Annotated in this window: 20 protein-coding genes and 1 tRNA gene; 10 read left to right on the forward strand and 11 right to left on the reverse strand. The window is 65.3% G+C overall.

The window, feature by feature from the left end:
• Positions 1–58: 58 nt before the first annotated feature.
• Positions 59–135: transfer RNA gene (locus tag J9885_RS13115), tRNA-Asp, on the forward strand.
• Positions 136–222: 87 nt separating this feature from the next.
• Here J9885_RS13115 and J9885_RS13120 read toward each other — a convergent pair.
• A complete protein-coding gene (locus J9885_RS13120) occupies positions 223–555 on the reverse strand; it encodes a cupin domain-containing protein (RefSeq protein WP_134696991.1) in 333 nt (110 codons plus the stop codon).
• Positions 556–761: 206 nt separating this feature from the next.
• On the opposite strand from J9885_RS13120, the gene J9885_RS13125 reads away from it, so the two are divergent.
• The 4 genes from J9885_RS13125 (at position 762) to dhaM (ending at position 4,786) form a co-directional block, all read left to right on the forward strand.
• Positions 762–2,120 carry an NCS2 family permease gene (locus tag J9885_RS13125; protein WP_210549720.1) on the forward strand — a complete coding sequence of 453 codons (1,359 nt, stop codon included), beginning with the start codon at positions 762–764 and terminating at the stop codon, positions 2,118–2,120.
• 231 nt (positions 2,121–2,351) lie between these two features.
• Positions 2,352–3,422, forward strand: a complete 1,071-nt coding sequence (gene dhaK, locus J9885_RS13130; RefSeq protein WP_210549721.1) for a dihydroxyacetone kinase subunit DhaK — start codon at positions 2,352–2,354, stop codon at positions 3,420–3,422.
• Positions 3,423–3,437: 15 nt separating this feature from the next.
• Positions 3,438–4,067 carry a dihydroxyacetone kinase subunit DhaL gene (gene dhaL, locus J9885_RS13135; protein ID WP_201895243.1) on the forward strand — a complete coding sequence of 210 codons (630 nt, stop codon included), beginning with the start codon at positions 3,438–3,440 and terminating at the stop codon, positions 4,065–4,067.
• A 2-nt stretch (positions 4,068–4,069) separates the two neighbouring features.
• On the forward strand, positions 4,070–4,786 hold the full coding sequence (gene dhaM / locus J9885_RS13140) for a dihydroxyacetone kinase phosphoryl donor subunit DhaM (protein ID WP_210549722.1): 717 nt from the start codon (positions 4,070–4,072) through the stop codon (positions 4,784–4,786).
• 66 nt (positions 4,787–4,852) lie between these two features.
• On the opposite strand, the gene dhaR is transcribed toward dhaM, so the two are convergent.
• The 4 genes from dhaR to J9885_RS13160 form a co-directional block, all read right to left on the reverse strand.
• Complete coding sequence (dhaR, locus tag J9885_RS13145) at positions 4,853–6,760, reverse strand: dihydroxyacetone kinase operon transcriptional regulator DhaR (protein WP_210549757.1); 1,908 nt, start codon at positions 6,758–6,760, stop codon at positions 4,853–4,855.
• A 101-nt stretch (positions 6,761–6,861) separates the two neighbouring features.
• Positions 6,862–7,566 (reverse strand): SDR family oxidoreductase, encoded by a 705-nt coding sequence (locus tag J9885_RS13150; RefSeq protein WP_210549723.1) that lies wholly within the window; start codon positions 7,564–7,566, stop codon positions 6,862–6,864.
• Between the two features lie 185 nt (positions 7,567–7,751).
• Positions 7,752–8,840, reverse strand: a complete 1,089-nt coding sequence (ydiK, locus tag J9885_RS13155; protein WP_043762575.1) for an AI-2E family transporter YdiK — start codon at positions 8,838–8,840, stop codon at positions 7,752–7,754.
• Positions 8,837–10,225 carry a phosphatase PAP2 family protein gene (locus J9885_RS13160; protein ID WP_210549724.1) on the reverse strand — a complete coding sequence of 463 codons (1,389 nt, stop codon included), beginning with the start codon at positions 10,223–10,225 and terminating at the stop codon, positions 8,837–8,839. Before J9885_RS13160 ends, ydiK begins: the two co-directional genes overlap by 4 nt.
• A gap of 190 nt (positions 10,226–10,415) precedes the next feature.
• Here J9885_RS13160 and J9885_RS13165 point away from each other — a divergent pair, with 190 nt between their 5' ends.
• Positions 10,416–10,793, forward strand: coding sequence for a hypothetical protein (locus J9885_RS13165; protein ID WP_043762537.1), 378 nt, complete (start codon positions 10,416–10,418; stop codon positions 10,791–10,793).
• Positions 10,794–10,870: 77 nt separating this feature from the next.
• Here J9885_RS13165 and J9885_RS13170 read toward each other — a convergent pair whose 3' ends face one another.
• Positions 10,871–11,980 carry a hypothetical protein gene (locus J9885_RS13170; RefSeq protein ID WP_210549725.1) on the reverse strand — a complete coding sequence of 370 codons (1,110 nt, stop codon included), beginning with the start codon at positions 11,978–11,980 and terminating at the stop codon, positions 10,871–10,873.
• Between the two features lie 224 nt (positions 11,981–12,204).
• Here J9885_RS13170 and J9885_RS13175 point away from each other — a divergent pair, with 224 nt between their 5' ends.
• Positions 12,205–12,528, forward strand: coding sequence for a YnjH family protein (locus tag J9885_RS13175; protein WP_210549726.1), 324 nt, complete (start codon positions 12,205–12,207; stop codon positions 12,526–12,528).
• A gap of 299 nt (positions 12,529–12,827) precedes the next feature.
• On the opposite strand, the gene J9885_RS13180 is transcribed toward J9885_RS13175, so the two are convergent.
• Positions 12,828–14,273, reverse strand: coding sequence for a catalase (locus tag J9885_RS13180; protein WP_210549727.1), 1,446 nt, complete (start codon positions 14,271–14,273; stop codon positions 12,828–12,830).
• A 150-nt stretch (positions 14,274–14,423) separates the two neighbouring features.
• Here J9885_RS13180 and J9885_RS13185 point away from each other — a divergent pair, with 150 nt between their 5' ends.
• Both J9885_RS13185 and J9885_RS13190 read left to right on the forward strand, forming a co-directional pair.
• Positions 14,424–14,912: a GNAT family N-acetyltransferase gene (locus J9885_RS13185; RefSeq protein WP_043762543.1), complete on the forward strand. Its 489-nt coding sequence runs from the start codon at positions 14,424–14,426 to the stop codon at positions 14,910–14,912.
• On the forward strand, positions 14,909–15,769 hold the full coding sequence (locus tag J9885_RS13190; protein WP_210549728.1) for an AraC family transcriptional regulator: 861 nt from the start codon (positions 14,909–14,911) through the stop codon (positions 15,767–15,769). The genes J9885_RS13185 and J9885_RS13190 overlap by 4 nt, the downstream gene beginning before the upstream one ends.
• A gap of 62 nt (positions 15,770–15,831) precedes the next feature.
• Here the strand turns inward: J9885_RS13190 and J9885_RS13195 are convergent, their stop codons facing one another.
• Together J9885_RS13195 and J9885_RS13200 are read right to left on the reverse strand one after the other, a co-directional pair.
• Positions 15,832–16,740 carry a DMT family transporter gene (locus tag J9885_RS13195; protein ID WP_043762549.1) on the reverse strand — a complete coding sequence of 303 codons (909 nt, stop codon included), beginning with the start codon at positions 16,738–16,740 and terminating at the stop codon, positions 15,832–15,834.
• 119 nt (positions 16,741–16,859) lie between these two features.
• On the reverse strand, positions 16,860–17,300 hold the full coding sequence (locus J9885_RS13200) for a DUF2214 family protein (RefSeq protein ID WP_210549729.1): 441 nt from the start codon (positions 17,298–17,300) through the stop codon (positions 16,860–16,862).
• Positions 17,301–17,408: 108 nt separating this feature from the next.
• Here J9885_RS13200 and J9885_RS13205 point away from each other — a divergent pair, with 108 nt between their 5' ends.
• Positions 17,409–19,016, forward strand: a complete 1,608-nt coding sequence (locus J9885_RS13205) for a sensor domain-containing diguanylate cyclase (RefSeq protein ID WP_210549730.1) — start codon at positions 17,409–17,411, stop codon at positions 19,014–19,016.
• A gap of 22 nt (positions 19,017–19,038) precedes the next feature.
• Here the strand turns inward: J9885_RS13205 and J9885_RS13210 are convergent, their stop codons facing one another.
• Both J9885_RS13210 and J9885_RS13215 read right to left on the reverse strand, forming a co-directional pair.
• Positions 19,039–19,698 carry an HAD family hydrolase gene (locus tag J9885_RS13210; protein WP_210549731.1) on the reverse strand — a complete coding sequence of 220 codons (660 nt, stop codon included), beginning with the start codon at positions 19,696–19,698 and terminating at the stop codon, positions 19,039–19,041.
• Between the two features lie 65 nt (positions 19,699–19,763).
• On the reverse strand, positions 19,764–20,771 hold the full coding sequence (locus J9885_RS13215; protein ID WP_210549732.1) for an ABC transporter ATP-binding protein: 1,008 nt from the start codon (positions 20,769–20,771) through the stop codon (positions 19,764–19,766).
• Between the last annotated feature and the right edge of the window lie 2 nt (positions 20,772–20,773).

Below are 20,773 nucleotides of genomic sequence, written 5' to 3' on the forward strand. Positions count from 1 at the left end.
GCGAGGATGACACCTCATAAAGAAGCAGCAAAAGATTTAGCGAAAGCTAACCGAATGCGGAGCGGTAGTTCAGTCGGTTAGAATACCGGCCTGTCACGCCGGGGGTCGCGGGTTCGAGTCCCGTCCGCTCCGCCACTACTTAAGAAGCCCAGTCGAAAGACTGGGCTTTTTTCTTTTCTGTTCGATTCCATATCCTGCTCCTTCCCGACTGGGAGTCCCTCACTAGTAATAGATGCAGAGCCAGACGGTGGCTTCGGTAGGATGGGTCCACTCCACCCTGTGCTGAAGGTGGGCGGGGATATTGATGTAGTCCCCTGGCCCCAGATGTGCACGCTCCTGTTCCCCGGTATCCGGTGTGATGAAGACCAGGATGGCCTCGCCCTGTACCAGCAGTACCCATTCGTGTTCATCCTGATCGAACCACTCCCCAGAAGGGGTCTGATGTCCCAGAGAGAGGATGCGTTCGATGCGAAAGTGGTTGGTGCTGACCAGATCCGTGAACACTTCATTGGGCAGGGGGGAGGGGATCTTGCCAAACAGATTGCCTGTGTGCATGGGCTTCTCTCCGGTGGATGGGCGGGTGATTAGTTAAGAGTGTAGAGGCTGATGGTGAGACCTCTGCACACAAGTTGTGGTTTCCATTGAGGCTGCAAATGGAAAAGTTCGGGAAAATGGTGGCTGATCCGCTGTAATTTCGCCAAATTCTTGCTATTTTGCGCGCCATTACGCAAACGATTTCCTTCACACTTTCAGGATGAGTTATGGCAACGCAAGAAATGACGGCCCGTACCGGCAACGGCGGATTTCTGGACTCCTATTTTTCCATCACCCAGCGTGGTAGTACCGTGCGCCAGGAACTGGTCGCAGGGCTGACCACCTTCCTGGCCATGGTCTACAGCATCATAGTGGTGCCGAACATGCTGGGTGCTGCTGGCTTTGAGCAGGGCCCGGTGTTTGTGGCTACCTGTTTGATCGCCGCCTTTGGCTCCCTGCTGATGGGGCTGTGGGCCAAGCTGCCGATGGCCATCGGTTGCGCCATCTCCCTGACCGCCTTCACCGCCTTCAGCCTGGTGCTGGGGCAGGGGCTGAGCATCCCGGTGGCGCTGGGCGCCATCTTCCTGATGGGGGTGTTGTTCACCCTGATCAGCGTCACCGGCGTGCGCCAGTGGATCTTGGACAACCTCCCCTCCGGCATTGCCCACGGCACCGGCATCGGTATCGGTTTGTTCCTGCTGCTGATCGCCACCAACGGTGTCGGTATGGTGATCAAGAATGAAGGGGCCGGCCTGCCGGTCCAACTTGGTGAAGTGACCGCCTTCCCCGTCGTCATGACGGTGCTGGGTCTGGCCGCCATCTTCGGTCTGGAGCGTCGCAAGGTACCGGGCGGTATCCTGATGGTGATCATCGCCATCTCCGTCCTGGGCCTCATCTTCGACCCGAAAGTGACCTGGCAGGGCTTCTTCGCAATGCCGAGCCTGACCGGCGAGAAGGGTTCCCTGGTGGGCAGCATGGATGTGCTGGGTGCTCTCAATCCGGTGGTGATCCCCACAGTGCTGGCGCTGGTGATGACCGCCGTGTTTGATGCCACCGGCACCATCCGTGCCGTGGCTGGCCAGGCCGGTCTCATCAACGAGCGCGGCCACATCATCAGCGGCGGCAAGGCCCTGACTGCCGACTCCGTCAGCAGCATGGTAGCCGGCGCCGTCGGTGGTGCACCGGCTGCCGTCTACATCGAATCCGCTGCAGGGACTGCCGCCGGTGGCAAGACCGGTCTGACCGCCACCCTGGTCGGCGTGCTGTTCCTGTTGATGATCTTCCTCTCCCCGCTGAGCTATCTGGTACCGGCCTACGCCACTGCACCGGCCCTGATGTACGTGGGTCTGCTGATGCTGGGCAACGTCACCAAGCTGGATTTCAACGACTCGGTCGATGCCCTCTCCGGCATGCTGTGCGCCGTCTTCATCGTGCTGACCTGCAACATAGTCACCGGCATCATGCTGGGCTTCGTAGCCCTGGTGATCGGCCGCCTGTTTGCCGCCGAGTGGAAAAAGCTCAACATCGGCACCGTCATCATCGCCCTGGCACTGGTGATCTTCTACGCCGGTGGCTGGGCCATCTAATACCTCCGGTTTTCGAAGAGGGCTCCTGCGGGGGCCCTTTTTCATGGGTGTGAGGCGGCTAACAGTTCTGCCTCGTTGCCACGCTTATCGTTTCAGATTGAAACGTACCGCCCCGCTTTTTCGTTTCAAATTCGAACCAAACAGCCCGTCATTTTTATCCTCTTTTCTGCCGTTAGACTGGCTCCATCAACCATCTGCCCACCCGAGCGGTGGCAAGCCAAGGAGTGAGCCATGAAGAAACTGATCAATGCCGTCGATGCCGTGGTCCGTGAACAGCTGATGGGGATGGCGGCTGCCCACCCCGAGCTCAAGGTGCGTATCGAGCCCCACTTCATTACCCGCGCCGATGCCCCCGTGGCGGGCAAGGTGGCGCTGGTTTCCGGCGGCGGCAGCGGCCACGAGCCGATGCACGGCGGTCTGGTGGGCAAGGGGATGCTGGATGGTGCCTGCCCCGGCGAGATCTTTACCTCGCCTACGCCGGATCAGATGTACGAGTGCGGCCAGGCGGTCGACGGCGGTGCCGGCGTGCTGTTTCTGGTGAAGAACTACACCGGCGACGTGCTCAACTTCGAGACGGCGGTCGAGCTGCTGCACGGCGATGGCATCAAGGTGGGGTTCTCCCTCATCGATGACGATGTGGCGGTCAAAGACAGCCTCTATACCGCCGGTCGCCGTGGCGTTGCCACGACCGTGCTGTGCGAGAAGCTGGTCGGTGCCGCCGCCGAGGCGGGCTATGATCTGGCGCGCTGCGAGGCACTGGCTCGTCGCGTCAACAACCAGAGCCGCACCATAGGCGTCGCCATGCACGCTTGCACAGTTCCCGCTGCCGGCAAGCCCTCCTTCACTCTGGCGGACAACGAGGTGGAGTTTGGCGTGGGCATCCACGGCGAGCCCGGCATCGAACGCCGCCCCTTCACCGACCTCAATGCCCTGGTGGATGACATGTTCAAGGAGCTGGTCGACAACACCCCTTATGGCCGTACCCTGCGTCACTGGGACAGAGCCTCCGGCAGCTGGCAGGAGGAGCACACCTTCATCGAGCCGTTCAGCAAGGGCGACCGGGTCATCGCGCTGGTCAACAGCCTGGGGGGCACGCCGATCTCCGAGCTCTACGGTGTCTATGGCCGTCTTGCCGCCCTGTGCGAAGAGGCAGGCATCCATCTGGTGCGCAACCTGATCGGCCCCTACTGCACCTCCCTCGACATGACCGGCATCTCCATCACCTTGCTCAAGGTGGATGACGAGCTGATGACCTTGTGGGATGCCCCCGTTCACACCCCCGCCCTGCGTCGCGGCTGCTAAGGAGCCCTCATTCCCATGCTAAGCAAACATCAGATCGTCAACTGGCTGCTCGACTGCGAGCACATCTTCACCGAGCAGCGCGACTACCTGACCGCGCTCGATACCGACATCGGCGACGGCGACCACGGCCTCAACATGCAACGCGGCTTCGCCAAGGTGGCCGAGAAGCTGCCGGCGGTGGCGGACAAGGACATCGGCCAGGTGCTGAAAACCACCGGCATGACCCTGCTCTCCTCGGTCGGCGGCGCCAGCGGCCCGCTCTACGGCACCTTCTTCATCCGGGCCGCGGCCAGCAGCGATGCCTGCCAGAGCCTGACCCTCGGCCAGCTCGGCAAGATGTTGAGCGACGGGGTCGAGGGGATCATCTCCCGCGGCCGCGCCGAGCCGGGCGACAAGACTATGTGCGACGCCTGGTGGCCCGCCCTGGCCGCCCTGCAGCAGGCGGAGCAGCAAGGCTTGCCGCTGCCCGAGGCGCTGGACAAGGCGGTGGCGGCCGCTGCGGCCGGCACCGAGGCCACCATCCAGATGCAGGCCCGCAAGGGGCGCGCCAGTTATCTTGGCGAGCGCAGCATCGGCCATCAGGATGCCGGGGCCACCTCGACCCTGTTGCTGTTGACCGCCCTGCGTGACAGAGCGAGGTTGTAAACATGATAGGAATCGTAGTGGTCTCTCACAGCGCCACGCTGGCAGTCGGCTTGAAAGCGCTGGCCGACCAGCTGGGCAGCCCGGCGAAACTGTTGCTGGCGGCCGGGGTCGATGACCCTGACCACCCCATCGGCACCGACGCCATCGCCGTGATGAGTGCGATTGAAGAGGCGGATGACGGCAGCGGCGTGCTGGTGCTGATGGATCTCGGCAGCGCTCTCCTGAGCGCCGAGACCGCCCTCGAGCTGTTGCCCCCTGAGCTGAGTGCCAGGGTGCGACTCTGCCCGGCCCCCCTGGTCGAGGGCACCCTGGCCGCCGTGGTGGCGGCCGGCTCCGGCCTGACACTGGACGAGGTAGCTGCCGAGGCCCTCGGCGCCCTGGGCCCCAAACAGGCGATGCTGCCGGGCAAAACCGAACCTGAGGCCGTCGAGGTCGCTTCCACCCCTGACGATGGCTGGCTGCGCTGCGAGGTGGTGGTAGACAATCCCCACGGCCTGCACGTGAGACCGGCCGCCCGCCTGGTGGCCGCCCTCAAGCCCTTCACCGCCGAGTTGAAACTGCAAAAGGGGGAGAAAGAAGCCAATCCCCGCAGCCTGACCCGGCTCACCATGCTGGACGTGCGTCAGGGGGATCGCCTGATCCTGCTGGCCAGGGGGGAGGATGCCGAGGCTGCCCTGACCAGCTTTAAAGAACTGGCCGAGGCGCGCTTCGGCGACTGAGTGGCTGACTCAACACAACGGGCTCCGTCATGACGGGGCCCGTTGTGTTTTCTGGGCCAGCACGTCTCAGCTCTGGTAGTCGGCCAGATCCATGTCGAGCCGTTTCAGGCGCCGCCACAGTGTGGTGCGGCTGATCCCGAGCTGGCGCGCCATCAGGCTGACCTGCCCCTTGCTGGCGTGGGCGCAGCGCAAGATGGCCTGACGCTCCAGCTCTGCCAGGGAAAGCAGAGGCTGCCCCATGGCATCCGCCGACACGGGGGGATGGCCGTGGCAGATGGCCGCCGGCAGCGCCTGTGGCGAGATAGACTCGTCACTGCTGTGGAGCAGGGCGTATTCGATGGTGCTGCGCAGCTCCCCGAGATTGCCGGGCCAGGGGTAGGCCAGCAGGCAATCGAGGGCCGCCGGGCTGAAGCGGCGTCCCGGCTCGCGCCCCTGGGCCACCAGTTGCTGGGCGATGAGGCCGGGCAGGTCGGCGGTGCGCTCCCTCAGGCTCGGCAACCACAGTTCGCACCCCTGCAGCGCATAGAGCAGCTGACGACCGAAGTGCCCCTCCTGCACCCTTTGCTCCAGCGGCGCGCTGCTGGTCGCGATGATCCTCACCCTGAGCGGCAGGATGCGGGCCGAGTCGAAGCGCTGTATGCGGCCCGTCTTGAGCAGCTGCAGCAGGGCCGCCTGCATGGGCATGGGCAGACACTCCACCTGCTCCAGCACTAGCGTGCCACCGTGGGCCAGCTCGAACTTGCCGGCCCGCTCCTGCCCGGCTTCGTCGGAACCCATCAGCTCCAGCGCCATCCGCTCGCTCGGCAGCGCCAGGCAGTTCAGGGTGACGAGGGGGCCGGCGGCCCCCTCGCTTCCGAAGTGGATCGCCTCGGCCAGCTGGGCCTTGCCCACCTCCTCCTCCCCCCGCAGCAGGATGGGGCCCTGCCCCCGGGCCGCCTGGCGGGCATGGCGCAGCAGCTTGCGCATGGCGCTCGACTCCCCCACCAGGGCCGAGAGCTCGGGCACCGTCTGGCGCAGGCGATGGATGGCGCGCAGCCTGTCGGTGGGGTGGAGCAGGGCGATGAAGCCGACCCCGTCCGGTCCGGGCAGCGGCTTGAGGCTCACCAGCGCATCGATGAACTCGCCCGCCTGCTCCCCCGTTTTCTCCAGGGTCACCTCCACGTGGCTCAGGGGGGTCATGGCCTCGATGGCGAGCCGCAGTCGCCGGGGCAGCAGCAGGTGGTGATCGAGGGGCTGGCCGAGACAGACATCCGGATCGAGGCGCAACCGCCTGGCCGCGAGCCCGTTGAGGTAGCGCAGCCTGCCCTGGGGATCCCAGGCCAGCACGCCGTCATCCATGCCGTCCAGCAGGGCGTAGAGCTCGCTCAGGTGGTGCTGGGACTCCTGCATCAGGCGCTCCATCTGCAGCAGGTGAGCCAGCTCGCGACTGGCGCTGACGGTGAGCGCCAGATCCCCCGCCGCCGCCTCTTCCACCCGGCAGAGCAGGGCCACCACGGCCACCTGGCGACCAGTGCTGTTGTAGACCGGGCTGGCGCAGCAGTGCCAGGGGTGCAGGGTCTGGTTGAAGTGCTGGGGACCGCTGACGCAGAGGGGGAGCCCCTCCAGCGCCGCCAGGTTGATGGCGTTGGTACCGATGCGCCCCTCGCTGAAGAAGGCACCGGGGCCAAAGCCGAGGGCATCGAGCTCCTTCAGCGTCTCGCCGTGGCCGGTGCGGGCCAGCAGGCAGCCGCTCTCGTCGGTCAGCAGCAGGGCGCAGGGGCGTCCTTCCATGAATTCGTAGAGATCCTCCAGTGCCATCTCGCCCGTGGTGAGCAGGTCCCGCTTGCGCTGGCGCAGGCTCTGCAGGGTTTGCCCTCTGGCACAGTGCGGCGGATGCCAGAGTGTGGCGCTGGTCTGGTGGGCGCAGCGCAGCCAGGAGGCCTGCAGGTGTTCGGGCCAGGACGAGGGGGGAAGGGGGGAGGATGACATGGTCACTGGGCTGTCCGGCAAGGGGAAAGGGGTCATTTAAGCACCCTTGCCGGCCCGATTCAGTGACCCATCTCAGAGTGTCGCTTCCCCACTCCCGGCATATCTCGTCAGATCCCCGTCATGCCTATTTCGTCGAGCTGGACATGGGCTCCCTGACGGAGGGTGTAGAGCACGGCCTCGGCGAGATCCTCCACCTGCAGCCAGCCTGGCTTGCGCTCGTCGGGACAGGCCGGGGGCGGTACCTGAACCAGGCCCGGGCAGAGGGTGTGGACCCGGATGCCCTGGTGCTGCACCTCTTCCCGCAGCGCCCTGGCGAACCCCAGCACGGCAAACTTGGCGGCGCAGTAGACGCTGGCCCTGGCATAACCGTGTCTGGCGGCCTGGGAGGCGATGTTGATGATGGTGCCGTGGCGGTTGGCCAGCATGTCCGGCAGGCAGGCCCGGGTCATCAGGAAGGTGCCCTTGGCGCAGGTGTCCATCACCCTGTCCCACTCGGACTCCGGCAGATCCTGTACCAGGTGGTCGCTGCCGACCCCGCTGTTGTTGATGAGCAGGTCGATTGGGCCGAACCGCTCCCGGATCTGGGCATATCCGTCCCGAACCTGGTCGCCGTCACACACATCCAGCGCGAGCGCCATGACCCTCACCCCGTATCGTGCCTCCAGTCTGGCCGCCTCCTGCTCCAGCAAGCCCTGGCGGCGTGAGGCCAGGACCAGCTCCACCCCCTGGCTGGCCAGAGCCTCGGCAATGGCCAGCCCGATGCCGCTGGCACCACCGGTGATCAGGGCGCGTCTTGCTCTCAATGTGCTCATCTTGTTCTCCTCTTGAATGGAGCCTGCATTGTGGCGGGCGACCCGGGGAGAGGACAGGGGAGGCGGGGGGAGAATTCGAACTCTGGTTCGTGTTTTGGCGCACCGGTTCGAACTTTGGTTCTGGCGCGGCCGGATGCGGGAAGAGGGCAGGGACGCCGCCCCTCGGCGGCGTCCTGGATGAGGGGTCAGTCCGCCTTGGGCGGGACAGGGGAGGCGATGGTTGGAGAGGTCTCTTCCTCCTTGATCCAGGCATCCAGCAGGGTGTAGCCCACTGCCAGCACCACGGGGCCGATGAAGAGGCCGATGATGCCGAGGGCCAGCAGGCCGCCGATGACGCCCACCAGGATGAGGATGAGGGGCAGATCGGCCCCGCGCTTGATGAGGAAGGGGCGCAGGAAGTTGTCCATGGTGCCCGCCAGCACGGACCAGACCAGCAGGAAGGTGCCCCAGGTGGTGTCCCCGCTCCAGTAGAGGTAGCCGATGCTGGTCAGCAGCACCGGGAAGGGGCCGATCTGGGCGACGATGAGCAGGAACATCAGCACCACCAGGATCATGGTGTAGGGAATGCCGGCAATCAGCAGGCCGAGTCCGGCAACCGAGGATTGCACCAGGGCAGTCACCACCACCCCCATTGCGACGGCGCGAATGGCCTGGGAGGCGAGCACCACGGCATTGTCGCCGCGCTGGCCCGCAAGGCGATGGGCGAAGCGGCGGATGCCATCCGCAGCCTTTTCGCCCGAATGGTAGAGCAGGCCGCAGATGGCCACGGTCAGCAGGAAGTGGACGAACAGCAGGCCGAGGTTGCCCGCCTGGGCCGCCAGCCAGCGGGCAGTCTGGCCGAAGTAGGGGGCCAGCTTGGCGAACAGCACCTGGCCGCCGCTCGCCAGGATCTGTTGCCAGAACTCATACAGCTTGGTGCCGACCAGGGGGACCTGCTGCAACCAGAGCAGCTCGGGGGGCGGGGAGTGGCTCAGCTCGGTGCCGAATTCGATCAGCATGGGAGCCTTCTCTGCCACGTTGGCCAGCGTCATGAAGAGCGGGATGACGAACATCAGCAGCAGGATGCCGCTCATCAGCAGGGCCGCCAGGGCGCGCTTGCCCCAGAGCAGGCGCTGGGCCATCTGCATCAGCGGCCAGGTGGCGATGGTGATCATCGTGGCCCACACCAGGGCGGGCAGGAAGGGGCGCAGCACCATGAAACACGAGATGATGAGCAGGCTGAGGAACAGCAAGCCCAGGGTGATCTTGGCCAAATCCACTTTCTTCATATTCATGACGTTCCCTTTGTGGGGGTGGGGCTCCGGGAGGAGCCGGTATGGACGATGGACAGCAGCCACCAGAGTCCGGCACTCAGCCAGAACCCCAGGCAGCCATAGAGTAACCCTCTCCCGGCCAGGATCAGCAGGGAGCTGCTGGTGAGCAGGGGCACCAGCAGCAGGCCTCCCCCGATGAGCAGCCCGCCCCCCAATGCCAGCAGGGTGGTACGGATGGCGGGAACCGGGTGCCGTTCGAGTTGTAGCAGATTACCCGATGCAAGCCCCAGGGTGAACATGGCAAGCCCGGCCAGGGCGGTGGACTGGGTCAGCCAGCCCGCCAGGGTGCAGATCAGCAGCAGGCCCCACCAGGAGAGGTGTTGCCCCGCCAGCGTGGTGAGGGGGGCGCGCAGCGCCAGCAGCAGGGTGCCAAGCCCCAGGCCTGCCAGGACGTCCGAGAGGAAGTGCACCCCGAGCCAGACCCGGGCCAGGCCAGCCAGCATGGCCAGCAACAGGGCCAGTGCGGCGCCCTGCCAGGTCTTGAGGGAGGTCTGGGTGGTCAGCAGCAGTCCCCAGAACAGCAGGGTCGAGGCGGTGTGGCCGCTGGGCATGCCAAACCCCTGGGCACTCTGGCGGGCCAGCTCGGGTTGCAGGTGGAAGGGCCTTGGCCAGCCGAGGCCGGCCTTGAACAGGTGCACCAGCATGGTGAGCAGCACCATGGCAAACAGCAGTCGGCGCAGCCCCTGCCAGCCCAGCAAGGGGATCAGGAAGGGCAGCAGCGCCAGCTGGAAGGGGGCGGAGCCCAGCAGATTGCCGACCAGGAGCCAGTTAGCGTCTGTCCCCAGCCAGGCTTGCAGGCGCTGGATCAGCGGCAGCTCGGCGCGATGCAGGGCGCTGGCGCCGTTGCTGAAGTTGGCCACCCACTGCACAGGGCTCTCGGGCACTCCGGCCAGTTTTGGCGCCAGCCAGTCGAGCTGCGCCGGGAAACGACGCGCGTCATGGGGCAGCCTGTCCGCCTCCATCAGCCTGGCGTTCTGGATCTCTCCGCCGAGATTCGGTGCCTGGAGCAGGGAGACGAACCCCGTCCCGGCCTGTGCCTGGATGGGGGAGAGGGTCTGGCAGGCGAACACCTGCGCCCGCTGCCAGCGCCCCAGCTCGCCGGTGACGCGCCCCCGCAATCCCGTCTCCTCGAACAGCTCCCGCAGGGCCGCCTGGGCCGGGGTTTCCCCCGCATCTATGTAGCCCCCGCTCAGGCTGTAGCGGGAAGAGAGACTGTCCTGCACCAGCAGCAGCGACTGCTGGTGGCGTACCACGCAGGCGGCCGCCGAAGGGGGCGGCTCGGCGGCGCGCAGGGGGACACAGAGCGCGCCAAACAGCAGGATCAGGAGCAAGGCGGATCGGATCATGATGGGTCCATGGGAGAGGAGTGGGGACAAGGGTCACAGAAATCAGATATCTGGGCAATCACTTCCCGACGAGGGAGCCGCATGCGGGGCGTGTCGGCTCAATCTGGGGCACAAAGATTGCCGTCTGCCCGGGCAGTCCCTAGTATTGGCGGTTGTTGTTCCTTTCAATCACCACATCTTGAGGCCCTTCATGCGACAGTTCGGTTTCTTCCTGGGGATCGCCATCGGCGTCATCCTGATACTGTTTGGCAGCATCGTCATCTTCCAGGCGCTGCCTGCGGCGCTGGACGTGCTGGAGATGCCGAGCCGCATACCCTTCGTGCGCGAGGTCTACAACTGGCTGATGAGCAGTGCCAACGGCCTCACCGCCCAGCTGGAGCAAAACTTCCTGGAGGCATTCCAGACGGTGCTCAAGCTGATCCTGCTCATCACCTTCATGTGGGTCTGCGTCAAGCTGGTCAACATGGGGGTGCTCATCATCCGGGCGGGTGTCGACCTTATCCGTACCGCCATCGAGCACAGCGAGGACAAGGTGGCCAAGCCCACCGAGCAGGACCGCCACTTCTAAGGCTGGCGCCCCTTCCCTGATAGACGACAGGCCACCCCGGGGTGGCCTGTTTGCATGGTGGCGTCGCTCGCCCTCGTTCAGTTGAGCAGCTTCTCCAGCTCGGCTTCGGCATCGGCCCTGGCCTGATCGCTCAGGGGGTCAGCCTCTTCCTCCGCCTTCTTGAGCTGTTGCTGCGTCTTGGTGGCGCCGCTGACCGCCAGCTGGGCGGCGGCGGCCACAGCCTTTCCGGCCTGTTGCTGTGTCGCGGAGGCGCTGCTGCTCGCCTGCTGGACGCTGCCGGCGACGGCCTTCTGGGCCTGTTGCTGCGCTGCGGTGGCGCTGCTGACCGCCTGCTGGGCACTGCCGGTGACGGCCTTCTGGGCCTGCTGCTGCGCCGACGTGGCGGCGCTGCTGACTGCCTGCTGGGTGCTGTCGGTAACGGCCTTCTGGGCCTGCTGCTGCGCCGAGGTGGCAGCGCTGCTGACCACCTGCTGGGCGCTGTCGGTGACGGTCTTCTGGGCCTGCTGCTGCGCCGAGGTGGCGACGCTGCTGACCGCCTGCTGGGCGCTGTCGGTGACGGCCTTCTGGGCCTGTTGCTGCGCTGACGTGGCAGCGCCGCCGATCATCTTGCTGGTGGAGTCGGCCAGGGTCTTGCTCGCGCTCTGCTGCAGGCTGCCCATCATGCCGCCCAGCAATGAGGTGCCGGATCCCGTCATGGCTTGCCCGACCCCGCTGAGGGCAGTGGCGGTGGGGTTGGTCTGGGATTGCCAATCCTGCATGGTGCTGGGCCAGACCGGGGTGCTCGCCATCAGGTTCTCACCGAACACCTGGGTCGCCCCGTCCCCTTTCTGCAGCATGACGGCGAGCTGGTTGGTGTCGGCGTTCCACACCATGCCGGCCTGCTTTGCCACGTCAGGAATGGGAGCGTAGCGGGAGACCACGTAGAACAGCGGTCCCTCCTGCTGCAACTCGTTGGCGGTCTTGAGCAGCTGCATGGTGGTGTCGTAGTTGGGCCCCAGCATGGCGGTCATTCTGTCCTTGATCATCGGTTGCTCGAACAGGCTGGTTTCGTTCGGATCGAAACCCACCAGAGGCTTGAGCAGGGCCCACATCAGCTGGCTGGTGGGGCTCATCATCAGCAGGGGGGCAACGCAGGCGGACAACATCAGGCTCAGGCAGGCGGCCTTGAGCAACGGCATGATACGCATCGACAACATATCCAAGTAATTATTTGATTAATAAGGTAATGTGTTGTCCTATCCCGACAACATCACCTGAATTGGTTCGCCAGCTCCATGGGTGTAGCCAGCGGGCGCAGGCAGGCTACCATATTGCCCCCGGAATGCCAGATGAGCTGTCATTTTTTGGTCAAGTGGGCGACGACTGTGGTCGCCTCTATGGATAGGGTTCTTCTCATCACGGGTCGCTTGTCATGATTAAATTCGTCTTCTCTCTGCTTGTCCTGGTGGGGGCGACCGGCGCCCTGGCGGATCCGGTCAGGGTACAGGCACAGTCCCGCCACTCGGTGGGGGCGGATCTGGTGCTGCCCCTGGGATCGCTGCCGGAGCGAGTCTGCTGGTATCAGGATCAGAAATACTCCCTCGGTGCCCGGATCCAGCAGGGGGATCTCTGGCTGGAGTGCGGCCCGCAGAACGATCTGGAGAGCAATGGCCCTCTGGCCTGGCGCGAACCCGCCGTGCTGCAACCCCCCGGGCAGGAGTCGAACAACAAGACGACGATCCGCGTCGGCCAGTGAGCCTTTTCTTGATCCAGCTACAGACACGGGCGTGATCTCTATCGCATAATGCGGCTCTTTCTTCTCTTGACTGGGATCTAGGCAATGGCTCGTCGCTCTTCCAATGCACAACGTCGTCGCAGCAGCTGGTGGTACAAACGCCTGTTGGCAAGGGAGCGCGAAGCGCGCGAGGCGCGTTCCGTCAGGGATTGATAACGCATTGAAACACGGAGCCATTGGCTCCGTGTTTGTTTTTCCGTGCAGCACGATGACAACGGGGGCCCATGGCCCCCGTTTGTTTTTTGTCTGCCGGGCAGGCATCAGCGCTGCAAGGCGGCCAGGGCCAGCTCGACTCGCCGGGCGTACTCGGGGTCGGCCTGCTCGAAGTGGCTGAGCTGTGCCGCGACGATGGCGTCATCCTGCACGTTGACCAGGGAGCGGGCCAGGTTGGCGGCGAGGCGCGCGCGCTGCCCCTCGTCCATCAGGCGGAACAGCGCCCCCGGTTGGCTGTAGTAGTCAGCGTCGTAGTCGCGGAAGTCGTAGTGCAGCGCCGCACCTTCCAGGCTCAGGGCCGGTTCGTGTTGACCGCTCGGGGTCTGGGTGCCGAAACGGTTCGGTTGGTAGTTGGGGCTGGCGCCGCCGTTGCCATCGCTGCGCATGGCGCCATCGCGGTGCGCGGTGTGGAAGGGGCAGCGCGGGGCGTTGACCGGCAGCAGGCCGTGGTTGACCCCGAGGCGGTAGCGCTGGGTATCGCCGTAGGAGAACAGCCGCCCTTGCAGCATGCGATCCGGCGAGAAGCCGATGCCGGGCACCACGTTGGCCGGGGTGAAGGCGGCCTGCTCCACGTGGGCGAAGTAGTTGTCCGGGTTCTGGTTGAGCTCCAGCACGCCGACCGGGATCAGCGGGTAGTCGCCGTGGGGCCACACCTTGGTGAGATCGAACGGGTGCACCTTGCTGGTGTGGGCCTCGGCCTCCGGCATCACCTGCACATAGACCTTCCAGCGCGGGAAGTCGCCGCGCTCGATGGCGTTGTAGAGGTCGGCCTGGCTGGTCTCTCGATCCTGGCCGACGGTGATGGCGGCCTCTTCATCGGTGTAGAAGCTGTGGCCCTGCTCGGTCTTGAAGTGGAACTTGACCCAGAAGCGCTCGTTGGCGTCGTTGATGAAGCTGAAGGTGTGACTGCCGTAGCCGTTCATCTCCCGCAGGCTCTTGGGGATGCCGCGGTCGCTGAAGAGGATGGTGACCTGGTGCAGGGATTCCGGGTGGCGGGACCAGAAGTCCCAGGCGGCGGTGGCGCTGCGCAGGTTGGTGCGCGGATCCCGCTTCTGGGTGTGGATGAAGTCGGGGAATTTCAGCGGATCGCGGATGAAGAAGACAGGGGTGTTGTTGCCCACCAGATCCCAGTTGCCCTGCTCGGTGTAGAACTTGAGGGCAAAGCCGCGCACGTCGCGCTCGGCGTCGGCGGCCCCCTTCTCGCCCGCCACGGTGGAGAAACGCAGGAACACCGGCGTCTGCTTGCCGACGGCGTTGAACAGGTCGGCCTTGCTGAACTGGCTGATGTCGTGGGTCACGGTGAAGGTGCCGTAGGCGCCCGAGCCCTTGGCGTGCACCACCCGCTCCGGGATGCGCTCGCGATCGAAGTGGGCGAGTTTCTCCAGCAACCAGACATCCTGCAGCAGGACGGGGCCGCGCGGGCCGGCGGTGAGGCTGTTGTTGTTGTCGACGACGGGGGCGCCGTTGGCGCTGTGCAGGGTCTTGTCGGTCATGGTGGATCTCCTTGTTGGCGTGCGGTCAGACTAGGGGAGTGGCGCGTCCGGCTCCAATGGAGTGTTCCTAACCCTTTGATTGGTTTCGCTGATGGGTATGGCGACGGGAGCAGATTTTGCGGCAAGATGGGTCATAGCCAAGGAGGTCTCATGTCCATTATTGTTCGCCGCGCCGGTCCCGAGGATGCCCCTGCCCTCCGCGATCTTTACGCCATGCCCCAGGCCCAGGCCGGCACCCTGCAACTCCCCTTCGCCTCGCTGCATCACTGGCAGCAGCGGCTCGAACCGCGAGACGGCGTCACCGTGCTGGTGGCCGAGTCCGATGGCCTGGTGGTGGGTAATCTGACCCTGTGGCAAGAGCCCAACCCGCGCCGGCGCCACGTGGCGGGCCTCGGCATGGCGGTGCGCGACGACTGGGCCGGGCGTGGCGTGGGCAGTGCCCTGATGGCGGCCGCCATCGATCTGGCGGATAACTGGCTCGGGTTGACCCGCCTCGAGCTCACCGTCTGGAGTGACAACGAGGCGGCTCAGGCCCTCTATCGCAAGGCTGGGTTCGTGCAGGAGGGGATCGCCCGGGAATACGGCATGCGCCACGGCCAGCTGATGGACACCCTCTACATGGCCAGGCTGCGCCCATGATCGATTATCGTCGCCGCCTGCTGCCGGTGGTGCGGGCGCTGGAGCAGGATCCGGACCTCTCCATCGAGGCGCTGGCCGCGCGAGCCTGTCTCTCCCTCTACCACTTCCACCGGGTCTTCACCGCCGTCACCGGCGAGGCCCCTGGCGAGATGTGCCGCCGCCTGCGCATGCAGCGAGCCGCCTGGCAGCTGCGCTATACCGACGCCAGCATCACCGCCATCGCCCTGGGGGCGGGGCTCGGCAGCTCCCAGGCCTTCGCCAAGGCGTTTCGTCGCCACTATGGCTGCACCCCGGGGGCGTTTCGCCGCCAGGAGAGCAAGAATGGACACCTGGAGCGCAAGGAGGGACACGCGCTCTTCGAGTCGGACCCCTATGCTGAAGGCCACTCATCAGCAAGGAGCAACATCATGAAGACGGTTGAAATGGACGCGCGTACCCTGGCCTACATCCGGGTGACGGGACCTTACGGGGAGGGGTATGACGCGGTCTGTGGCCGGCTGCACCAGTGGGCGTCCACCCGCGGCCTGGCGGACGGGGAGTGGATCTTCATCTACCACGACAACCCCGAGGTGACGCCACCGGCCCAGTGCCGCACCGACATCGGCATCACGGTGCCGGCAGGCACTCAGGGAACGGGGGAGGTGGAGACCCAGGGCATTCCCGCCGGGCGCTACGCCCAGTCCCGCTACCTGATCACGGATCGCAGCCAGTACGGGCTGCGCTGGCAGGAGCACATCGGCGACATCGTCGCCGCCGGGCTGGCCTTTGGCGACGGCCCCTGCTTCGAGCTCTACCACAGCGTGAGCAACGATCCGCTACGGGACGACGTGAGCTTCTGCTCCAGCGTGCAAGGCTGAGTGGCGACGCATACCGGGGTTCGTAAAGACGAAAGAGGAGCCATATCGGCTCCTCTTTGCATTCACTGGCTGGGCACCTTGTCCCGGCGGGACTTCCACCACCAGCGCAGCCGGATCTGGGAGATGAGCATGCCCGCCAGCATCAGGGCGCAGCCGACGATGGCCCGCTCGTCCAGGTGTTCCCCCAGCAGCAGGACACCGCCGATGGCGGCGAACACCGTCTCCAGGCTGAGGATGATGGCGGCATGGGCCGGATGGGCGCCCCGCTGACCGACCACCTGCAGGGTGTAGCCGATGCCGACCGAGACCAGGCCCGCGTAGAGCAGCGCCTGCCAGCCGGCGACGGCACCGGAGAGGGTCGGAGTCTCGATGGCGAACGCCGTGATCAGGCTGAGCAGGCCGCACACCACGAACTGTACCCCGGCGAGGCGAATGGGGGCGACCCGGTTGGAGTAGTGATCCAGCACCAGCAGATGCACGGCCCAGAACAGGGCGCCCACCACCTGCAGCAGATCGCCGTAGCCGATGGTGAACTCCTCGGTGACGCTGAGGTAGTAGAGCCCGGCCATGGCGATGAGGGCGCCGATCCAGGTGTTGGCTCCCGTCTTGTGGCGCAGGGCCAGGCCGATGACAGGCACCAGAATGATGTAAAGGCCGGTGATAAAGCCCGCCTTGGCGGCCGTAGTGTAGAGCAGCCCCACCTGTTGCAGGGAGGCGGCGGAGAAGAGCACTCCCCCGGCCAGCAGGCCCCCGATCAGCAGCTGGCGTCTATCCCCTGACGGTTGCCCGGCTGGCTGCCTGGGCTGGCGTGACTTGAGCCACCACAGCAGGGGCAGCAGGGAGAAGGCGCCGAGCAGAAAGCGCAGGCCGTTGAAGGTGAAGGGCCCCATGTGATCCATCCCCAGACGCTGGGCGACGAAGCCCAGCCCCCAGATGGCGGCGGCCATCAGTAACATCATGTTTGAACGCATACGAAATCATCCCTGAGAAACAGTCGCGGGCACTCGGGCCCCGTCAGTACGATACCCGTGTGCGGGGGCGTTTGTCGCCAGCGATTTGCATCGGCACGGGCATGGCCAGGGAGGCTGGCTCAGCGGCCGGCCAGTTTGGCGAGCAGAGGCAACAGGGCGAGCATCAGCAGGTTGCCCCTCAGGATCCAGATCACCCAGAGCTGCTGCTGGGTAGAGACGATGGGGGCTCGTCCCTGGCGCAGGGAGCGGCGCCAGCGATGGAACAGCCGGCTGGGGTAGCCGAAGCTGATGGCCATGGTGAAGAAGAGCAGCAGCTTGGTGCGGTAGCCGGGATTGGCGAACAGGGTGGAGGGAGGCTGCGGGTGGGCGAGCACCAGCAGCACGCCGGTGATGAAGATGAGCAGCAAGGCCAGCGCGGCCAGGCTGTCCGCCAGCAGCAGCTTGCGCACCTGGTCGATGGACATGCCGCGCCGGAACAGGAAGTATTGCGAGGTGATGGCACCGGTCAGGGTGATCACGGCGCAGTAATGGAGCGCGGTCAGCAGGTCCGGGTTCAACATCCAAGCCAGTTCCTTCTCGTTGGCCACATGGCACGCTTCCCTTTGGACGCCATCAGGCGGGGCTGATATTCTGACACTACACGACGTCAGGGTATAGGGGAGTCAGGGTTGGCGAAACAGGCAGTTTCCAGAAAGACCTGGTCCCTGGTCGCCCGTATGCGTCTGGGCCTGTTGGTGCTCTTCATCCCCGTGCTGATGCTGGGAGCCATCTATTACCTGCACATGGAGCGCAGCCTGCAAAAGGAGCTGCAACAGCGCCTGCTCGCCACCAACCACCAGTTGCGCCACGTCTTCATCGAGCCCTATCTGCACGAGATGGAGCGCCAGTTCACCCTCATCTACGACCAGATGAAGGTGGAGGACATCAGCGGCCCCCACCTGAAGAACACCGAGACCTATCTGAAGGAGTGGCGGCTCTACAAGGGCGTCATGGCCGATCTGGTCTACATCTATGTCGGCACCGCCGAGCGCCAGATGTTGATCTACCCCGAGTGGCAGGCGGATGCCAACTTCGATCCCAGAGTGCGCCCCTGGTATCAGCTGGCTAGCCAGCACGTGGGCAAGATGGTCTGGACCGAGCCCTATTACGACTACACCAACGGCAATCTGGTGATCGCCCTGGCGCGCGCCCTGACCGACAAGGAGGGCAAGGTGCGCGGGGTCCTCGCGGTCGATGCCATCCTGGCCCCCTTCTCGGCCCAGCTGAACCGCCAGGGGAGCAGCGGCTACCAGATGATCATCAATCAGTCCGGCAAGGTGCTGGCCCATCCCGACCCGTCCCGCCTGCTCAAATCCATGACCCACCCGGACTGGCTCTCCCGCTTCAGCAAAGAGGATGGGCTCTTCCTGGATCAGAGCTCGCAGCAGTTTGTGGCCTACAGCCGGCTGCCGGAGCGCAACTGGGTGCTGATCAGCGTGTTGCCTGCCTCCAGCATCCAGGCCGTGGTGACGAGTGCCTTGCTCAACGTGCTGGGGGTCATCATGCTGGCCTGCGTGCTCTATGTGGTGCTGGCGCTGTTCTGGTCCCGCTATTTCAGGCGCATGCTGGACGAGATCTCCACCATGATCCGCGCCAGCAGGACAAGGCCCGAGGAGGCTCCCCACGGGGGGATGCGCGAGCTAAGACACGTCTATGCCGAGCTGGCCGAGGTGAGCAAGGATTACCATGAGGCGCGCCAGCAGGCGAATCTGGACAAGCTGACCGGCCTCTACAACCGCCGTTTCTTCGACGAGCGCCTGAACCGGCTGCTGCTGGAACAGCACGTCTTCTGCCTGGCCATGATCGATCTTGATGACTTCAAGGGGGTCAACGACACCTATGGCCACCAGACCGGGGATGTGGTGCTCAAGCGGGTAGCGAGTTTTGGTACCCGGCTGCTGGGGGACCATGGCTGGGTCTGCCGCTATGGCGGCGAGGAGCTGGTAGTGCTGTTGGCCAACCCGGACGTGCACTTCTGCCAGATGCTGCTGGAGCAGTTTCGCAAGGGGGTGGCGGCACTGGACTGGCGCGAACCCGGGCTCGGGATCACCCTCAGCGGTGGCCTGGTGGCGAGTGCCCCCGGTCTCGATGCCAAGGCGCTGCTCGCCAGCGTCGATGCCGAGGTCTACCGCGCCAAGCGGGATGGCAAGAACCGCATCTATGTCGGGGCAAGCATTCCGGCAGGCCAGGAGGATTCGCCCCCGGATGACAGGGGGTTGCGCAAGGAAGAGGCCTGAGGGCCTCTTCTGCATTTCGGGCTCAGGCTTCTGTCGACCAGTGGAGCAGGGGCCAGCCGAGCTCCGAGGCACACTGGCGCAGCGCGGGGGCCGGGTTGACCGCATGGGGATGGCTCACCGCCCGCAGCAGGGGCAGATCGTTGTGGGAGTCGCTGTAGCCGAAGCTCTCCTGCCAGGGGTTGGCCAGGTCCGCAAACAGCTGGTTGATGCGGGCCACCTTGCCCTCCCGGAAGCTCAGGGTGCCTCGGGTCTGGCCGGTCAGCCGTCCCTCTTCCTCGTCCAGCTGGATGGCCACGCAGTGATCCATTCCCAGCATCCGGGCCATGGGGGCCACCAGATGTTCCCCCGAGGCGGAGATGAGCACCAGGGTGTGGCCCTGCTCCCTGTGCCACTCGATGCGCGCCAGCCCCTCGGGGTAGAGCCGATCGCGCAGCACCTGCTCGGCGAAGTGGTGGCACTGCTGATCCAGCCATTGGCGCTCCTTGCCCGCCAGTGGCTGCAGGGTGAAGGCCATGTACTGGTGCATGTCCATCTTGCCCTGATGGTAGAGGGACATCATCGCCTGCTCCTCGGCCACCATGTCCACCGGGGCCAGCCCCTGAGCCACCATGTACTCCAGCCAGAGGCTGGCGGAATCTCCCGCTATCAGGGTCTCGTCCAGATCAAACAGTGCCAGCGTCATGGGGGCTCCTTGCGGTGATGGCCTGCCTCGGCATGCCGGTCGAAAAAACAATGGGATTCATGGCGTTATGCTACCTCACAGAGTTGATCCCGGGCCACCGCCAGGGTCACGGCACTGCCCACCGGCAGCAGATCCCGGGCCGAGCGGTTGAGGCAGTCCACCGTGAGCATCCCCGCCTCGCAGGTCACCTGGTAGCGGATCACGTTGCCGAGCAACTGCTGGTGGGCGATGACGCCGGGCAGGCAGGGATCCTCGCACCGGGTACCGGCCGGCAGCAGGGCGATGGACTCGGGGCGCAGGGCCAGCTTGTGGCGAGAACGGGGGCCGAACAGGGACTTGCCCTGCTCGGCGCTCAGCAGGTTGTAGTGGCCGATAAAGCTCGCCACGAAGGCATCGGCGGGCCGGGTGTAGATCTCCTCCGGCGTGCCGCTCTGCACGATGGCGCCCTTGTTCATCAGGAAGATCCGGTCCGACAGGGTGAGCGCCTCCTCCTGATCGTGGGTGACGAAGATAGTGGTGAGCTCGAGGCGCTGCTGGATCTCGCGGATCTGCTGGCGCAGGCTGCGGCGGATGCGGGCATCCAGCGCCGAGAGCGGCTCGTCCAGCAGCAGGATCCGCGGCTGCACCACCAGGGCCCGGGCCAGGGCCACCCGCTGGCGCTGGCCACCGGAAAGCTCGGCCGGATAGCGGCGCTCGAAGCCGGTCAGCTCCACCAGCGCCAGCGCCTCGCGCACGCTGGCAGCCAGATCCCGCCCCGGCTGGGGCTTCATCTTGAGGCCGAAGGCGACGTTGTCCCGCACCGTCATGTTGGGAAACAGCGCATAACTCTGGAACACCATGCCGATGCCCCGCTTCTGGGGTGCCTGCCAGGTGATCTCCTCACCGGCCACCCGTACCTGACCGCCATCCACCGGGGTGAGCCCGGCCAGCGCCCGCAGCAGGGTGGACTTGCCGCAGCCGGAGGGACCGAGCAGGGTCACCAGCTCCCCCTTGCGGATGCCGAATTCGATTCCCTCAAAGACCTTTGTCTCGCCGTAGGATTTGTGTAACTGATTGACTTCTAAATGAAACATCT

Source organism: Aeromonas sp. SrichE-2G (assembly GCF_017939565.1).
Taxonomy (GTDB): domain Bacteria; phylum Pseudomonadota; class Gammaproteobacteria; order Enterobacterales; family Aeromonadaceae; genus Aeromonas; species Aeromonas taiwanensis.

Coding starts and splice junctions, on each gene's coding strand:
- J9885_RS13120 (WP_134696991.1), bottom strand. CDS start 555: ATGCACACAGGCAATCTGTTTGGCAAGATCCCCTCCCCCCTGCCCAAT.
- J9885_RS13125 (WP_210549720.1), top strand. CDS start 762: ATGGCAACGCAAGAAATGACGGCCCGTACCGGCAACGGCGGATTTCTG.
- dhaK (WP_210549721.1), top strand. CDS start 2,352: ATGAAGAAACTGATCAATGCCGTCGATGCCGTGGTCCGTGAACAGCTG.
- dhaL (WP_201895243.1), top strand. CDS start 3,438: ATGCTAAGCAAACATCAGATCGTCAACTGGCTGCTCGACTGCGAGCAC.
- dhaM (WP_210549722.1), top strand. CDS start 4,070: ATGATAGGAATCGTAGTGGTCTCTCACAGCGCCACGCTGGCAGTCGGC.
- J9885_RS13150 (WP_210549723.1), bottom strand. CDS start 7,566: ATGAGCACATTGAGAGCAAGACGCGCCCTGATCACCGGTGGTGCCAGC.
- ydiK (WP_043762575.1), bottom strand. CDS start 8,840: ATGAATATGAAGAAAGTGGATTTGGCCAAGATCACCCTGGGCTTGCTG.
- J9885_RS13160 (WP_210549724.1), bottom strand. CDS start 10,225: ATGATCCGATCCGCCTTGCTCCTGATCCTGCTGTTTGGCGCGCTCTGT.
- J9885_RS13165 (WP_043762537.1), top strand. CDS start 10,416: ATGCGACAGTTCGGTTTCTTCCTGGGGATCGCCATCGGCGTCATCCTG.
- J9885_RS13170 (WP_210549725.1), bottom strand. CDS start 11,980: ATGCGTATCATGCCGTTGCTCAAGGCCGCCTGCCTGAGCCTGATGTTG.
- J9885_RS13175 (WP_210549726.1), top strand. CDS start 12,205: ATGATTAAATTCGTCTTCTCTCTGCTTGTCCTGGTGGGGGCGACCGGC.
- J9885_RS13180 (WP_210549727.1), bottom strand. CDS start 14,273: ATGACCGACAAGACCCTGCACAGCGCCAACGGCGCCCCCGTCGTCGAC.
- J9885_RS13185 (WP_043762543.1), top strand. CDS start 14,424: ATGTCCATTATTGTTCGCCGCGCCGGTCCCGAGGATGCCCCTGCCCTC.
- J9885_RS13190 (WP_210549728.1), top strand. CDS start 14,909: ATGATCGATTATCGTCGCCGCCTGCTGCCGGTGGTGCGGGCGCTGGAG.
- J9885_RS13195 (WP_043762549.1), bottom strand. CDS start 16,740: ATGCGTTCAAACATGATGTTACTGATGGCCGCCGCCATCTGGGGGCTG.
- J9885_RS13200 (WP_210549729.1), bottom strand. CDS start 17,300: ATGTTGAACCCGGACCTGCTGACCGCGCTCCATTACTGCGCCGTGATC.
- J9885_RS13210 (WP_210549731.1), bottom strand. CDS start 19,698: ATGACGCTGGCACTGTTTGATCTGGACGAGACCCTGATAGCGGGAGAT.
- J9885_RS13215 (WP_210549732.1), bottom strand. CDS start 20,771: ATGTTTCATTTAGAAGTCAATCAGTTACACAAATCCTACGGCGAGACA.